Below are 12,817 nucleotides of genomic sequence, written 5' to 3' on the forward strand. Positions count from 1 at the left end.
GGTTCTCCGCGTGGTTTAGCGTCAATAACATTGAGAGACAAAGAATATGTCCCGTCGCCATAGTGCAGAAAAGCGTGAGATCAACCCGGACCCGAAGTTCGGCGATCTGGTCGTCACCAAGTTCATGAATGCCATCATGCTTCACGGCAAGAAGTCCGTCGCGGAAAGCATCGTTTACGGCGCGTTCGACGTCGTTCAGGGCAAGACGAAGCAGGAGCCGCTCGGCGTGTTCCACTCCGCCCTCGACAACGTTGCTCCGCACGTTGAAGTGCGTTCGCGTCGCGTTGGCGGTGCTACGTATCAGGTCCCGGTCGACGTTCGTCCGGAGCGCCGTCAGGCTCTCGCCATCCGCTGGCTGATCACTGCTGCTCGCAAGCGTAACGAAACGACCATGGTCGATCGCCTCTCCGGCGAACTCATGGACGCTGCGAACAACCGCGGTTCCGCCGTCAAGAAGCGTGAAGACACGCACAAGATGGCCGACGCAAACCGCGCATTCTCGCATTACCGCTGGTAATCTTAAACGGTCGCATATCGAAAGGCAGTCCATTATGGCTCGCGAATATAAAATCGAAGACTACCGCAATTTCGGTATCATGGCGCATATCGACGCCGGTAAGACGACGACCACCGAGCGTATTCTTTATTACACCGGTAAGTCGCACAAGATCGGCGAAGTTCATGATGGCGCTGCCACGATGGACTGGATGGAACAGGAGCAGGAACGTGGTATCACCATCACGTCCGCTGCGACCACGACCTTCTGGAAGGGTCGCGACGGCAAGATGCGCCGTTTCAACATCATCGACACCCCCGGCCACGTTGACTTCACCATTGAAGTCGAGCGTTCGCTGCGCGTTCTCGACGGTGCCATCGCTCTTCTCGACGCCAACGCCGGTGTAGAGCCGCAGACGGAAACCGTCTGGCGTCAGGCTGAGAAGTACAACGTTCCGCGTATGATCTTCTGCAACAAGATGGACAAGACCGGTGCTGACTTCTACCGCTCGGTAGAAATGATCAAGACCCGTCTCGGCGCTACCGCCGTTGTCATGCAGCTGCCGATCGGCGCTGAGACCGAGTTCAAGGGCGTTATCGACCTGATCGAGATGAACGCACTCATCTGGCGCGACGAATCGCTCGGCGCTCAGTGGGACGTCGTCGAAATTCCTGAAGACATGAAGGCCAAGGCTGAAGAATATCGCGAAAAGCTGATCGAGACCGTTGTCGAGATCGACGAAGAAGCGATGGAAGACTACCTGAACGGCATCATGCCCGACAACGAGAAGATCCGTTCGCTCGTTCGCCGCGGCACCATCGACGTGAAGTTCCACCCGATGTTCTGCGGTACCGCGTTCAAGAACAAGGGCGTTCAGCCGCTTCTCGACGCCGTCGTCGACTACCTGCCTTCGCCGCTGGACATTCCCGCGATCAAGGGCATCGACTTCAAGACCGAAGCCGAAATCGAGCGTCATGCCGATGACAGCGAGCCGCTTTCCATGCTCGCGTTCAAGATCATGAACGACCCCTTCGTCGGTTCGCTGACCTTCGCCCGCATCTACTCCGGCAAGCTCGAAAAGGGCACGTCGGTCATCAACACGGTCAAGGACAAGCGCGAGCGCGTCGGCCGTATGCTGCAGATGCATTCCAACAGCCGTGAAGACATCGAAGAAGCCTTTGCCGGCGACATCGTTGCTCTGGCTGGCCTCAAGGAAACCACCACTGGCGATACGCTCTGCGATCCGCTGAAGCCGGTTATCCTCGAGCGCATGGAATTCCCCGAGCCGGTCATCCAGATCGCCATCGAGCCGAAGACCAAGGGCGACCAGGAAAAGATGGGCCTCGCGCTCAACCGCCTGGCTGCTGAAGATCCTTCGTTCCGCGTCAAGACGGATGAAGAATCCGGTCAGACGATCATCGCAGGCATGGGCGAACTTCACCTCGACATCCTCGTTGACCGTATGCGTCGCGAGTTCAAGGTTGAAGCAACCGTCGGTGCTCCGCAGGTTGCCTACCGCGAAACCATCACGCGTCAGCACGAAGAAGACTACACGCACAAGAAGCAGTCCGGTGGTACCGGTCAGTTTGCTCGCGTGAAGATCATCTTCGAACCGAACCCTGAAGGCGAAGAATTCAAGTTCGAATCCAAGATCGTCGGCGGTGCTGTTCCGAAGGAATACATCCCGGGCGTTCAGAAGGGTATCGAAAGCGTTCTGTCTTCCGGTCCGCTCGCTGGCTTCCCGATGCTGGGCGTCAAGGCGACCCTGATCGACGGCGCATACCACGATGTCGACTCCTCGGTTCTGGCGTTCGAAATCGCATCGCGTGCCTGCTTCCGTGAAGCAGCAAAGAAGGCTGGTGCACAGCTTCTCGAGCCGATGATGAAGGTCGAAGTCGTTACCCCTGAAGATTACGTCGGTGACGTGATCGGCGATTTGAACTCGCGTCGCGGTCAGATCCAGGGTCAGGAATCGCGTGGCATCACCATCGTGATCAGCGCACACGTTCCGCTCGCGAACATGTTCAAGTACGTCGACAACCTGCGCTCCATGTCGCAGGGCCGCGCGCAGTACTCGATGACGTTCGATCACTATTCGCCGGTTCCGTCGAACGTGGCGCAGGAAATCCAGGCAAAGTACTCCGGTCAGAAGTGATCGGGGTACGCCCCATCAGAGATTTGAAGATTATTCCCCTCAAGGGACAAGAATGGAGAGCCACTAATGGCAAAGAGCAAGTTTGAGCGCAATAAGCCGCACGTCAACATTGGCACGATCGGTCACGTCGACCACGGCAAGACGTCGTTGACTGCTGCGATCACGAAGTATTTCGGCGAGTTCAAGGCGTACGACCAGATCGACGCTGCTCCTGAAGAAAAGGCTCGCGGCATCACGATCTCGACGGCGCACGTCGAATACGAAACGCCGAACCGTCACTACGCACACGTCGACTGCCCCGGCCACGCCGACTACGTGAAGAACATGATCACCGGTGCTGCCCAGATGGACGGCGCGATCCTGGTTTGCTCTGCAGCTGACGGCCCGATGCCGCAGACGCGCGAGCACATCCTGCTTGCTCGCCAGGTTGGCGTTCCGGCGATCGTCGTGTTCCTCAACAAGGTCGACCAGGTTGACGACGCCGAGCTTCTCGAGCTCGTCGAACTGGAAGTTCGCGAACTTCTGTCGTCCTACGACTTCCCGGGCGACGATATCCCGATCGTCAAGGGTTCGGCACTTGCTGCTCTTGAAGATTCCGACAAGAAGATCGGTGAAGACGCAATCCGCGAGCTGATGGCTGCTGTTGACGCCTACATCCCGACGCCTGAGCGTCCGATCGACCAGCCGTTCCTGATGCCGATCGAAGACGTGTTCTCGATCTCTGGCCGTGGTACGGTTGTGACGGGTCGCGTTGAGCGCGGTATCGTCAAGGTTGGTGAAGAAGTCGAAATCGTCGGCATTCGTCCGACGTCGAAGACGACGGTTACCGGCGTTGAAATGTTCCGCAAGCTGCTCGACCAGGGCCAGGCTGGCGATAACATCGGTGCTCTGGTTCGCGGCGTTACCCGTGACGGCGTTGAGCGTGGTCAGATCCTGTGCAAGCCGGGTTCGGTCAAGCCGCACAAGAAGTTCATGGCAGAAGCCTACATCCTGACGAAGGAAGAAGGCGGCCGTCATACGCCGTTCTTCACGAACTACCGTCCGCAGTTCTACTTCCGTACGACTGACGTTACCGGTATCGTTTCGCTTCCAGAAGGCACGGAAATGGTTATGCCTGGCGACAACGTGACTGTTGAAGTCGAGCTTATCGTTCCGATCGCGATGGAAGAAAAGCTGCGCTTCGCTATCCGCGAAGGCGGCCGTACCGTCGGCGCCGGCATCGTCGCTTCTATCGTCGAGTAATTTCACGACGTTGAAATTCAGACCGGCGGCGGTGTTACCCACACCGCCGCCGGGCTTTTAGTAAAAAAGCCTGGCGGCGTTGCATTTTTAGTGCTTGAAAAATTCGGTGAAAGCGCGTAAACGCGCATTCACACTCACCCGCTGGATTCGCAAGCAATTGCGGAGCGCGGTGTTTTAGCAATACAGACTACTGAAATGATTGGGGTGCGACGCGCATCCCTCTCGATTTTTGAAAATCTGCGGCGCCACGATCAATAGAAGTTCATGTGTTTCCGCGTGCGGAAACGAATAACAAAGAACAAGGACAAGACGAATGAACGGCCAGAATATCCGTATCCGCCTCAAGGCGTTCGATCACCGGATCCTCGATGCCTCTACCCGTGAAATCGTGTCGACCGCAAAGCGCACCGGCGCCAGCGTTCGCGGCCCGGTTCCGCTCCCAACCCGCATCGAAAAGTTTACCGTCAACCGGTCTCCTCACGTTGATAAGAAGAGCCGTGAACAGTTCGAAATGCGGACGCACAAGCGTCTTCTCGATATCGTTGACCCCACCCCGCAGACCGTCGATGCTCTGATGAAGCTTGACCTGGCTGCCGGCGTTGACGTGGAAATCAAGCTCTAAGACTGGCCTGACCTCATCCAAGTGAGGGCCATATAACAAGGAAGGTACGTGGAGAAATCCAACGGCTTCCAATCCGGAGACCGGAAACATCGTGAGATGTCGAAGGGCACTCCTTAACAAAGGCCAAAAAGGGTTTTCCCTTCAAGGCTCGCAAGAGGATGAACCAATGCGTTCAGGTGTGATTGCACAGAAAGTGGGTATGACCCGCGTCTACAACGACGCTGGTGAACATATTCCAGTAACAGTATTGCGGATGGATAACGTACAAGTCGTTTCCCAGCGCACGGAAGACAAGAATGGCTACACCGCAGTTCAGCTCGGTGCCGGCCAGTCCAAGGTCAAAAACACGACGAAGGCGCTTCGCGGTCATTTTGCCGCTGCCAATGTCGAACCGAAAGCAAAGCTCGTCGAGTTCCGGGTTTCCCCCGAGAACCTGATCGATATCGGTGCAACACTGACCGCAACTCATTTTCAGGCCGGCCAGCTGGTCGACGTAACGGGAACCACGATCGGTAAGGGTTTTGCCGGTGCTATGAAGCGTCACAACTTCGGTGGTGGTCGCGCTTCGCACGGTAACTCCGTATCGCACCGTGCGCACGGTTCGACTGGTAACAACCAGGATCCGGGCCGCGTGTGGAAGGGCAAGCGCATGGCTGGTCATATGGGCCAGACGCGCGTTACGACCCAGAACCTCGAAGTCGTTTCGACCGATGAAGACCGTGGCCTGATCCTCGTTAAGGGTGCAGTTCCCGGTTCCAAGGGCGCCTGGATCATCGTCCGCGACGCCGTCAAGTCGGCCGCGAAGTAAGGGAGCCTTATCATGGAATTGAACGTCAAGACCCTCGAGGGAAAAGACGCCGGCAAGGTTTCTCTGTCGGACGAGATTTTCGGCCTCGATCCCCGTCAGGATATCCTGGCCCGTATGGTTCGCTGGCAGCTTGCAAAGAAGCAGCAGGGAACGCACAAGACCAAGACCCGTGCGGAAGTTTCCCGTACTGGTGCGAAGATGTACAAGCAGAAGGGTACGGGCCGCGCTCGTCACCATTCGGCTCGCGCACCGCAGTTCCGCGGCGGCGGCAAGGCCCACGGCCCGGTCGTTCGCAGCCACGCACACGACCTTCCCAAGAAGGTTCGCGCGCTTGCTCTGCGTCACGCCCTGTCTGCAAAGCTGAAGGCTGAAGATCTGATCATCGTCGATCAGCTCGTCGCGTCCGAAGCAAAGACCAAGGCTCTGCTGGGCAGCTTCGCTTCGCTTGGCCTGACCAACGCTCTCGTTATCGGTGGCGCAGAACTTGATGGCAACTTCAAGCTCGCAGCTCAGAACATCCCGAATGTGGACGTTCTGCCGGTTCAGGGCATCAATGTTTACGACATCCTGCGTCGTGGTAAGCTCGTGCTTTCCAAGGCTGCTGTAGAGGCTCTGGAGGAGCGGTTCAAATGACGGATCTTCGCCACTACGATGTGATCGTATCTCCTTCGATCACGGAAAAGTCGACGCTGGTATCCGAACAGAACCAGGTCGTATTCAACGTCGCCAAAAGCGCTTCCAAGCCTGAAATCAAGGCTGCCGTGGAAGCTCTCTTCGGCGTCAAAGTCACGGCTGTGAACACGCTTATCCGCAAGGGTAAGACCCGTCGTTTCCGTGGGTTCGCCGGTAAGCTGAAAGACGTCAAGAAAGCCGTCGTTACGCTCGCCGAAGGTCAATCCATCGACGTGTCCACCGGACTCTAAAGGTTAGGCCCAAGCGGGCAAAGACCCAAAAGGGAACAAGAATATGGCATTGAAAAGTTTCAATCCGACCACGCCAAGCCAGCGTCAGCTGGTTATCGTGGACCGCGCTTCGCTCTACAAGGGCAAGCCGGTAAAGGCTCTCACCCAGGGCCTCAGCTCCAAGGGTGGCCGCAACAACCAGGGCCGGATCACCGTCCGGTTCCAGGGTGGTGGTCACAAGCGGACCTACCGTCTGGTGGACTTCAAGCGTCGCAAGTTTGACGTTGAAGGCACCGTTGAACGTTTGGAATACGACCCCAACCGCACCGCGTTCATCGCGCTGGTTACGTATACCGACGGCGAACAGGCTTACATTCTCGCGCCACAGCGTCTCGCTGCCGGTGACAAGGTGATCGCCTCCGACAAGGCAGTGGACGTGAAGCCCGGCAACACCATGCCGCTTCAGTACATTCCGGTCGGTTCGATCATCCACAACGTCGAGATGAAGCCAGGTAAAGGCGGTCAGATTGCCCGCTCCGCCGGTACGTACGTCCAGCTCGTCGGCCGCGATGCCGGTATGGCTATCCTGCGTCTCAACTCGGGCGAACAGCGTCTGGTGCACGGCTCCTGCCTCGCATCGATCGGCGCAGTTTCGAACTCCGATCACGGCAACACTAACGACGGCAAGGCCGGTCGTTCGCGTTGGCGTGGCAAGCGTCCGCACGTTCGCGGCGTCGTCATGAACCCGGTCGACCACCCGCACGGTGGTGGTGAAGGTCGCACGTCGGGTGGTCGTCACCCGGTTACTCCGTGGGGTAAACCCACGAAGGGCAAGCGCACCCGTTCGAACAAGTCGACCGACAAGTTCATCATGCGTTCGCGCCATCAGCGCAAGAAGTAAGAGGAGAAGTCTCAAGTGGCTCGTTCAGTTTGGAAAGGTCCGTTTGTTGACGGCTATCTTCTCACTAAGGCTGAGAAGGTGCGCGAAAGCGGACGCAATGAAGTAATCAAGATCTGGAGCCGTCGCTCCACGATCCTGCCGCAGTTCGTCGGATTGACGTTTGGCGTCTACAACGGCAGCAAGCATGTGCCCGTCTCTGTCAATGAAGACATGGTCGGACACAAGTTCGGTGAATTCTCTCCGACCCGTACCTATTACGGTCACGGCGCGGACAAGAAGGCAAAGAGGAAGTAATCATGGCGAAGGCTAAGACCGAACGCCGGCTGAAGGACAATGAGGCTCAGGCCATTGCCCGTACGCTCCGCGTCAGCCCCCAGAAACTGAACCTGGTTGCCGCTCTTATCCGTGGCAAGAAGGTTGATCGCGCTCTCGCCGAGCTCGAATTCTCCCGCAAGCGCATCGCAGGGACCGTCAAGAAGACGCTCGAATCTGCGATTGCCAATGCGGAAAACAACCATGACCTCGACGTCGACGCTCTCGTCGTCGCCGAGGCCTATGTTGGCAAGTCCATCACCATGAAGCGTTTCCACGCTCGTGGCCGTGGTCGTGCATCCCGCATTGAAAAGCCGTTCTCTCACCTCACGATCGTTGTTCGTGAAGTTGAGGAAAAAGGGGAGGCCGCATAATGGGTCAGAAAATCAATCCGATCGGCTTCCGCCTCGGCATCAACCGTACCTGGGATAGCCGCTGGTACGCTGACACCGCTGAATACGGCAAGCTGCTGCATGAAGACCTGAAGATCCGGGCTTACCTGATCAAGGAACTCAAGCAGGCCGGTATCGCCAAGGTGGTCATCGAGCGTCCGCACAAGAAGTGCCGCGTTACGATCCATTCGGCTCGTCCGGGTCTCATCATCGGCAAGAAGGGCGCGGACATCGAGAAGCTTCGCAAGAAGCTTTCCGAGATGACCAACTCCGAAACGCACCTCAACATCGTTGAAGTGCGCAAGCCGGAAATCGACGCGACTCTCGTCGCCCAGTCGATCGCCCAGCAGCTCGAGCGCCGCGTGGCTTTCCGCCGTGCGATGAAGCGTTCGGTTCAGTCCGCAATGCGTCTTGGCGCCGAAGGCATCAAGATCACCTGCGGTGGCCGTCTCGGTGGCGCCGAAATCGCTCGTACCGAATGGTACCGCGAAGGACGCGTTCCGCTGCACACGCTGCGTGCGGACATCGACTACGGCACAGCTGAAGCGGAAACCGCGTTCGGCATCTGCGGCATCAAGGTCTGGATCTTCAAGGGCGAAATCCTTGAGCACGATCCGATGGCTTCTGAGCGTCGTGGTCTCGAAGGCGATGCTCAGGGCCCTGCAAGCCGTGAGCGTGGCGATCGTCCCGATCGTCGTCGCGAAAACGCTTGATTGACGCTGGCGAAAGATAAGCTCGGAGAAGTAAGAAAATGTTGCAGCCAAAGCGTACTAAGTACCGCAAGCAGTTCAAGGGACGCATCAAGGGCGTCGCCAAGGGCGGCTTTGACCTGGCATTCGGTGAATTCGGCTTGAAGTCGCAGGAACCGAACCGCGTGAACGCACGCGAGATCGAAGCGGCCCGCCGCGCGATCACGCGTTACATGAAGCGCGCAGGTCGTGTGTGGATCCGCGTATTCCCAGACGTTCCGGTAACGGCAAAGCCGACCGAAGTTCGTATGGGTAAGGGCAAGGGTTCGGTCGAATACTGGGCATGCAAGGTCAAGCCCGGTCGTATGATGTTCGAGATCGACGGTGTGTCCGAGGAGATCGCCCGCGAGGCGCTTCGTCTCGGCGCTGCCAAGCTCTCGGTCAAGACGCGCTTCGTACAGCGCATCGCAGAGTAAGGAGCAAGGCACATGAAAGCCGATGAAGTTCGCGGCCTCAGCGCCGACCAGCTCAAGGACAAGCTCGCCGATCTGAAGAAGGAGCAGTTCAACCTGCGCTTCCAGAAGGCGACTGGCCAGCTGGAGAAGTCCTCGCGCATCAACGAAGTCCGCAAGGACATCGCCCGCGTTAAAACCATTGCCCGCCAGAAGGCGGCAGAAGCCAAGGCCTAAGGAAAAATAATATGCCGAAACGCATTCTGCAGGGCGTCGTAGTGTCCGACAAGAACGAGAAGACTGTTGTAGTCCGGGTTGAGCGCCGATTCGCTCACCCGCTGCTCCAGAAGACCGTTCGCCGTTCGAAGAAGTACAAGGCACACGACGAAAACAATCAGTATAAGGTCGGCGATGTCGTTTCCATCGAGGAATGCGCACCGATCTCCAAGGACAAGCGCTGGACGGTCGTTTCCGCCCAGGCTTAATTTCATCAGAATCGCGCCAGGTCTCTTGTACTTGGCGCGAAATACTGTATGAAGCACCGCAAGGACGCTCGTGAATCGAGCGTCTTTTGCTTTGATGCGCACGGAAGGTCCTTCGGGAAACCACCCTGTCACGACATTTCCGCGCAAAAAAAGAGACATTCATAAGCTGGGGCAGGGGGCTCACTCGGGAGAGTTTGCCCAACCGTTCTGGTAACAACAAGAAGGCGACCTGACATGATTCAGATGCAAACAAACCTCGACGTGGCGGATAATTCCGGCGCACGTCGTGTCATGTGCATCAAGGTGCTGGGCGGCTCGAAGCGCAAATATGCTTCTGTTGGCGACATTATTGTCGTTTCCATCAAGGAAGCTATTCCGCGCGGCCGCGTCAAGAAGGGCGATGTGATGAAGGCGGTTGTCGTTCGCACCGCCAAGGACATCCGTCGCGCTGACGGCAGCGTCATCCGTTTCGATAACAACGCAGCCGTTCTTATCGACAACAAGAAAGAGCCCATCGGCACCCGTATCTTCGGACCGGTTCCGCGCGAACTTCGCGCCAAGAACCACATGAAGATCATCTCGCTGGCTCCGGAAGTACTGTAAGGAGCGTATGCGATGCAGAAAATTCGTAAAGGCGACAACGTTGTCGTATTGACCGGTAAGGACAAGGGCCGTACCGGCGAAGTAATCCAGGTTTTGCCGAAGGAAGATCGGGCCGTTGTGCGTGGCGTTAACATGGTGAAGCGTCACCAGCGCCAGACCCAGGCTCAGGAAGCTGGCATCATCAACAAGGAAGCGTCCTTGCACATCTCCAACATTGCCATCGTCGATAAGGATGGCAAGCCGACACGCGTTGGCTTTACTGTTGTAGACGGCAAGAAGGTCCGCGTGGCCAAGCGTTCGGGAGAAGTGATCGATGGCTGATAAGTACGAGCCGCGTCTCAAGACGGAGTACGTTTCCCGTATCCGTGGCGCCATGCAGGAGAAGTTCTCCTACGCCAACGTGATGATGATCCCGAAGCTTGAAAAGATCGTGATCAACATGGGTGTTGGCGAGGCAACTGCCGACTCCAAGAAGCCAAGCATTGCTGCCGGTGACCTGGCTGCGATTGCGGGCCAGAAGCCGGTAGTTACCCGCGCTCGCAACTCGATCGCTGGTTTCAAGGTTCGCGAAGGCATGCCGATCGGTGCGAAGGTTACCCTTCGTGGCGCCCGCATGTATGAATTCCTTGATCGCCTGGTCAACATCGCGCTGCCGCGCGTTCGCGACTTCCGGGGTCTGAACCCGAAGAGCTTTGACGGCCGTGGCAACTTCGCCATGGGCATCAAGGAACACATTGTGTTCCCTGAGATCAACTACGATAAGGTTGATCAGATGTGGGGCATGGACATCATCGTTTGCACGACGGCGACGTCGGACGACGAAGCACGGGCTCTGCTTACAGAGTTCAACTTCCCGTTCCGTCACTAACCGTAACGACGAGCGTAGAAAAGGAACTCCGATATGGCGAAAACAAGCGCAGTTGAAAAGAACAAGCGCCGCCGCAAGTCGGTCGCCCAGCAGGCCACCAAGCGGGCTGCACTGAAGGCGATCGTGATGAACCAGTCCCTTCCGATCGAAGACCGGTTCAAGGCCACTCTGAAGCTCGCTTCGCTGCCGCGTGACGGCTCGAAGACGCGTATCCGCAACCGCTGCGAAGTAACGGGCCGTCCGCGCGCGTTCTATCGCAAACTCAAGATGTCGCGTATCGCGCTTCGTGAGCTGGGCAATTCCGGCAAGGTGCCGGGCATTGTCAAGTCGAGCTGGTAAGGAGACGGGCACATGACCATGACTGATCCTTTGGGTGATATGCTCACCCGCATCCGCAATGGTGCTGCTCGCCGTAAGTCTTCGGTAAGCACGCCTGCTTCCAGCCTCCGCGCACGCGTTCTCGACGTGCTGCAGGCTGAAGGCTACATTCGCGGTTATTCCAAGGTCGATTTCGAAAACGGCAAGGCCGAATTCACGATCGAACTGAAGTACTACGAAGGCGCGTCCGTGATCCGTGAGATCGGCCGCGTTTCCAAGCCGGGCCGCCGAGTTTATGTCTCGGTTAAGTCCATTCCGCAGGTCGCGAACGGCCTCGGCATCACTATCCTTTCGACCCCGAAGGGCGTGATGGCCGATCACCAAGCTCGCGAACAGAACGTTGGTGGCGAGGTTCTTTGCTCGGTCTTCTAAGACCCGAGCACGGATCTCCATAACGAACAGACAGGATTGAACAATGTCTCGTATCGGTAAAAAGCCCGTTCAGGTTCCAGCAGGTGTTACGGCCAATGTCGACGGCCAGAAGGTCACTGCTAAGGGCCCGAAGGGTGAACTGTTTTTCGTCGCTAATGACGACATCCAGCTGAAACTCGAAGATAATGGCGTTTCCGTAACGCCGGCCAACAACACCAAGGAAGCTCGTTCGAAGTGGGGCATGTCCCGCACGATGATCGAGAACATCTTCAAGGGTGTTAAGGACGGCTACGAACGCAAGCTCGAAATCAACGGCGTCGGTTACCGTGCCGCCCTGCAGGGCAAGAACCTGCAGCTGGCTCTCGGTTTCAGCCATGATGTTGTTTACGAGCCTCCGGTCGGCATCACCATTGCCGTTCCGAAGCCGACGGAAATCATCGTTTCCGGTATCAACAAGCAGCAGGTTGGCCAGGTTGCCGCGGAAATCCGCGAATACCGTGGTCCCGAGCCCTACAAGGGCAAGGGCGTGAAGTACGCTGAAGAGCGTATCGTCCGCAAAGAAGGCAAGAAGAAGTAAGGATCACGCGAAATGGCTAGCAGGAAAGAAGCACTTGCACGTCGCGCGAGCCGTGTGCGCCGCCAGATCAAGGCGGTTGCCAATGGCCGCCCGCGCCTGTCGGTTCATCGCTCGTCGAAGAACATCTACGCTCAGATCATCGATGACGTTGCTGGCAAGACGCTTGCGTCTGCCTCCACGCTCGAAGCCGATCTGCGCGGCTCGCTCAAGACCGGCGCCGACGTTGCAGCAGCAGCTGTCGTAGGCAAGCTGGTTGCAGAGCGTGGCGTCAAGGCTGGCGTCAAGGATGTCGTATTCGACCGTGGCGCATTCATCTATCACGGCCGTATCAAGGCTGTGGCAGAAGCTGCCCGCGAAGGCGGTCTGAACTTCTGAGTGCTTGACCCTTTCGATTGTTCGCAATCGAGAGAAAGGGTCACGCACCACTCAAGATCCTGCAGCGTCCTTTGCGTGTCGGTTTCGACACGCGGCGCTGCAGTTTCCGCCCTGACAACGATCCGGGCGGAATTTCACCGGACCATGCGGGTCTCTTCATCGAGGCCGGTGGTCTTTTCGTTTGCCGT

Annotated in this window: 21 protein-coding genes; all 21 read left to right on the top strand. The window is 57.5% G+C overall.

All coding sequences use genetic code 11. The annotated features are described in order from the left end of the window. Positions 1-46 precede the first annotated feature (46 nt). The 21 genes from rpsG to rplR all read left to right on the top strand — a co-directional run bounded on the left by rpsG (position 47) and on the right by rplR (position 12,629). A complete protein-coding gene (gene rpsG / locus ACQZ5Y_RS12310) occupies positions 47-517 on the top strand; it encodes a 30S ribosomal protein S7 (protein ID WP_003507761.1) in 471 nt (156 codons plus the stop codon). A gap of 34 nt (positions 518-551) precedes the next feature. Beyond that, positions 552-2,651, top strand: coding sequence for an elongation factor G (fusA, locus tag ACQZ5Y_RS12315; protein WP_003519335.1), 2,100 nt, complete (start codon positions 552-554; stop codon positions 2,649-2,651). Positions 2,652-2,717: 66 nt separating this feature from the next. Next, on the top strand, positions 2,718-3,893 hold the full coding sequence (gene tuf / locus ACQZ5Y_RS12320) for an elongation factor Tu (protein WP_013636434.1): 1,176 nt from the start codon (positions 2,718-2,720) through the stop codon (positions 3,891-3,893). Between the two features lie 313 nt (positions 3,894-4,206). Then, the gene (gene rpsJ / locus ACQZ5Y_RS12325; protein ID WP_003507767.1) at positions 4,207-4,515 is read left to right on the top strand and encodes a 30S ribosomal protein S10; all 309 of its coding nucleotides are present in this window, start codon (positions 4,207-4,209) and stop codon (positions 4,513-4,515) included. A gap of 166 nt (positions 4,516-4,681) precedes the next feature. Continuing rightward, positions 4,682-5,323: a 50S ribosomal protein L3 gene (gene rplC / locus ACQZ5Y_RS12330; RefSeq protein ID WP_003516149.1), complete on the top strand. Its 642-nt coding sequence runs from the start codon at positions 4,682-4,684 to the stop codon at positions 5,321-5,323. Positions 5,324-5,335: 12 nt separating this feature from the next. Beyond that, positions 5,336-5,956 (top strand): 50S ribosomal protein L4, encoded by a 621-nt coding sequence (gene rplD / locus ACQZ5Y_RS12335; RefSeq protein ID WP_003516147.1) that lies wholly within the window; start codon positions 5,336-5,338, stop codon positions 5,954-5,956. After that, on the top strand, positions 5,953-6,246 hold the full coding sequence (locus ACQZ5Y_RS12340; RefSeq protein ID WP_003495178.1) for a 50S ribosomal protein L23: 294 nt from the start codon (positions 5,953-5,955) through the stop codon (positions 6,244-6,246). The genes rplD and ACQZ5Y_RS12340 overlap by 4 nt, the downstream gene beginning before the upstream one ends. A 43-nt stretch (positions 6,247-6,289) precedes the next feature. Further along, positions 6,290-7,126 carry a 50S ribosomal protein L2 gene (gene rplB, locus ACQZ5Y_RS12345; RefSeq protein ID WP_003516146.1) on the top strand — a complete coding sequence of 279 codons (837 nt, stop codon included), beginning with the start codon at positions 6,290-6,292 and terminating at the stop codon, positions 7,124-7,126. Between the two features lie 15 nt (positions 7,127-7,141). Further along, positions 7,142-7,420 carry a 30S ribosomal protein S19 gene (gene rpsS / locus ACQZ5Y_RS12350; RefSeq protein ID WP_003507772.1) on the top strand — a complete coding sequence of 93 codons (279 nt, stop codon included), beginning with the start codon at positions 7,142-7,144 and terminating at the stop codon, positions 7,418-7,420. A gap of 2 nt (positions 7,421-7,422) precedes the next feature. Continuing rightward, the gene (rplV, locus tag ACQZ5Y_RS12355) at positions 7,423-7,812 is read left to right on the top strand and encodes a 50S ribosomal protein L22 (protein WP_003495184.1); all 390 of its coding nucleotides are present in this window, start codon (positions 7,423-7,425) and stop codon (positions 7,810-7,812) included. Then, entirely contained in the window at positions 7,812-8,543 is a 732-nt protein-coding gene (gene rpsC / locus ACQZ5Y_RS12360; protein WP_003516138.1) for a 30S ribosomal protein S3, read from the top strand. Before rplV ends, rpsC begins: the two co-directional genes overlap by 1 nt. A 38-nt stretch (positions 8,544-8,581) precedes the next feature. Further along, the gene (gene rplP / locus ACQZ5Y_RS12365) at positions 8,582-8,995 is read left to right on the top strand and encodes a 50S ribosomal protein L16 (RefSeq protein ID WP_003516136.1); all 414 of its coding nucleotides are present in this window, start codon (positions 8,582-8,584) and stop codon (positions 8,993-8,995) included. A gap of 12 nt (positions 8,996-9,007) precedes the next feature. After that, a complete protein-coding gene (gene rpmC, locus ACQZ5Y_RS12370) occupies positions 9,008-9,208 on the top strand; it encodes a 50S ribosomal protein L29 (protein ID WP_003495193.1) in 201 nt (66 codons plus the stop codon). 11 nt (positions 9,209-9,219) lie between these two features. After that, positions 9,220-9,456, top strand: a complete 237-nt coding sequence (gene rpsQ, locus ACQZ5Y_RS12375; protein WP_003495195.1) for a 30S ribosomal protein S17 — start codon at positions 9,220-9,222, stop codon at positions 9,454-9,456. A 234-nt stretch (positions 9,457-9,690) separates the two neighbouring features. Next, positions 9,691-10,059 carry a 50S ribosomal protein L14 gene (gene rplN, locus ACQZ5Y_RS12380; protein ID WP_003495199.1) on the top strand — a complete coding sequence of 123 codons (369 nt, stop codon included), beginning with the start codon at positions 9,691-9,693 and terminating at the stop codon, positions 10,057-10,059. Positions 10,060-10,071: 12 nt separating this feature from the next. Continuing rightward, positions 10,072-10,380, top strand: coding sequence for a 50S ribosomal protein L24 (gene rplX / locus ACQZ5Y_RS12385; protein ID WP_003516133.1), 309 nt, complete (start codon positions 10,072-10,074; stop codon positions 10,378-10,380). After that, positions 10,373-10,927, top strand: a complete 555-nt coding sequence (rplE, locus tag ACQZ5Y_RS12390) for a 50S ribosomal protein L5 (protein WP_174049704.1) — start codon at positions 10,373-10,375, stop codon at positions 10,925-10,927. The genes rplX and rplE overlap by 8 nt, the downstream gene beginning before the upstream one ends. Before the next feature lie 33 nt (positions 10,928-10,960). Beyond that, on the top strand, positions 10,961-11,266 hold the full coding sequence (gene rpsN / locus ACQZ5Y_RS12395; RefSeq protein ID WP_003495202.1) for a 30S ribosomal protein S14: 306 nt from the start codon (positions 10,961-10,963) through the stop codon (positions 11,264-11,266). A 12-nt stretch (positions 11,267-11,278) separates the two neighbouring features. After that, a complete protein-coding gene (rpsH, locus tag ACQZ5Y_RS12400; RefSeq protein WP_003516131.1) occupies positions 11,279-11,677 on the top strand; it encodes a 30S ribosomal protein S8 in 399 nt (132 codons plus the stop codon). 43 nt (positions 11,678-11,720) lie between these two features. Beyond that, positions 11,721-12,254 carry a 50S ribosomal protein L6 gene (gene rplF, locus ACQZ5Y_RS12405; protein ID WP_003516129.1) on the top strand — a complete coding sequence of 178 codons (534 nt, stop codon included), beginning with the start codon at positions 11,721-11,723 and terminating at the stop codon, positions 12,252-12,254. Between the two features lie 12 nt (positions 12,255-12,266). Then, entirely contained in the window at positions 12,267-12,629 is a 363-nt protein-coding gene (gene rplR, locus ACQZ5Y_RS12410) for a 50S ribosomal protein L18 (protein WP_003516127.1), read from the top strand. Positions 12,630-12,817: the final 188 nt, after the last annotated feature.

This window comes from Agrobacterium sp. A3-95 (assembly GCF_053521785.1).

Bases quoted from the DNA above. Each gene is read 5' to 3' on its own strand.
- rplC (WP_003516149.1), top strand. From the start codon at position 4,682: ATGCGTTCAGGTGTGATTGCACAGAAAGTGGGTATGACCCGCGTCTAC.
- rpsN (WP_003495202.1), top strand. From the start codon at position 10,961: ATGGCGAAAACAAGCGCAGTTGAAAAGAACAAGCGCCGCCGCAAGTCG.
- rplD (WP_003516147.1), top strand. From the start codon at position 5,336: ATGGAATTGAACGTCAAGACCCTCGAGGGAAAAGACGCCGGCAAGGTT.
- rplE (WP_174049704.1), top strand. From the start codon at position 10,373: ATGGCTGATAAGTACGAGCCGCGTCTCAAGACGGAGTACGTTTCCCGT.
- rpsQ (WP_003495195.1), top strand. From the start codon at position 9,220: ATGCCGAAACGCATTCTGCAGGGCGTCGTAGTGTCCGACAAGAACGAG.
- rplB (WP_003516146.1), top strand. From the start codon at position 6,290: ATGGCATTGAAAAGTTTCAATCCGACCACGCCAAGCCAGCGTCAGCTG.
- rpsC (WP_003516138.1), top strand. From the start codon at position 7,812: ATGGGTCAGAAAATCAATCCGATCGGCTTCCGCCTCGGCATCAACCGT.
- ACQZ5Y_RS12340 (WP_003495178.1), top strand. From the start codon at position 5,953: ATGACGGATCTTCGCCACTACGATGTGATCGTATCTCCTTCGATCACG.
- rpsG (WP_003507761.1), top strand. From the start codon at position 47: ATGTCCCGTCGCCATAGTGCAGAAAAGCGTGAGATCAACCCGGACCCG.
- rplF (WP_003516129.1), top strand. From the start codon at position 11,721: ATGTCTCGTATCGGTAAAAAGCCCGTTCAGGTTCCAGCAGGTGTTACG.
- rplP (WP_003516136.1), top strand. From the start codon at position 8,582: ATGTTGCAGCCAAAGCGTACTAAGTACCGCAAGCAGTTCAAGGGACGC.
- rplR (WP_003516127.1), top strand. From the start codon at position 12,267: ATGGCTAGCAGGAAAGAAGCACTTGCACGTCGCGCGAGCCGTGTGCGC.
- fusA (WP_003519335.1), top strand. From the start codon at position 552: ATGGCTCGCGAATATAAAATCGAAGACTACCGCAATTTCGGTATCATG.
- rpsJ (WP_003507767.1), top strand. From the start codon at position 4,207: ATGAACGGCCAGAATATCCGTATCCGCCTCAAGGCGTTCGATCACCGG.
- rplX (WP_003516133.1), top strand. From the start codon at position 10,072: ATGCAGAAAATTCGTAAAGGCGACAACGTTGTCGTATTGACCGGTAAG.
- rplV (WP_003495184.1), top strand. From the start codon at position 7,423: ATGGCGAAGGCTAAGACCGAACGCCGGCTGAAGGACAATGAGGCTCAG.
- rplN (WP_003495199.1), top strand. From the start codon at position 9,691: ATGATTCAGATGCAAACAAACCTCGACGTGGCGGATAATTCCGGCGCA.
- rpmC (WP_003495193.1), top strand. From the start codon at position 9,008: ATGAAAGCCGATGAAGTTCGCGGCCTCAGCGCCGACCAGCTCAAGGAC.
- tuf (WP_013636434.1), top strand. From the start codon at position 2,718: ATGGCAAAGAGCAAGTTTGAGCGCAATAAGCCGCACGTCAACATTGGC.
- rpsH (WP_003516131.1), top strand. From the start codon at position 11,279: ATGACCATGACTGATCCTTTGGGTGATATGCTCACCCGCATCCGCAAT.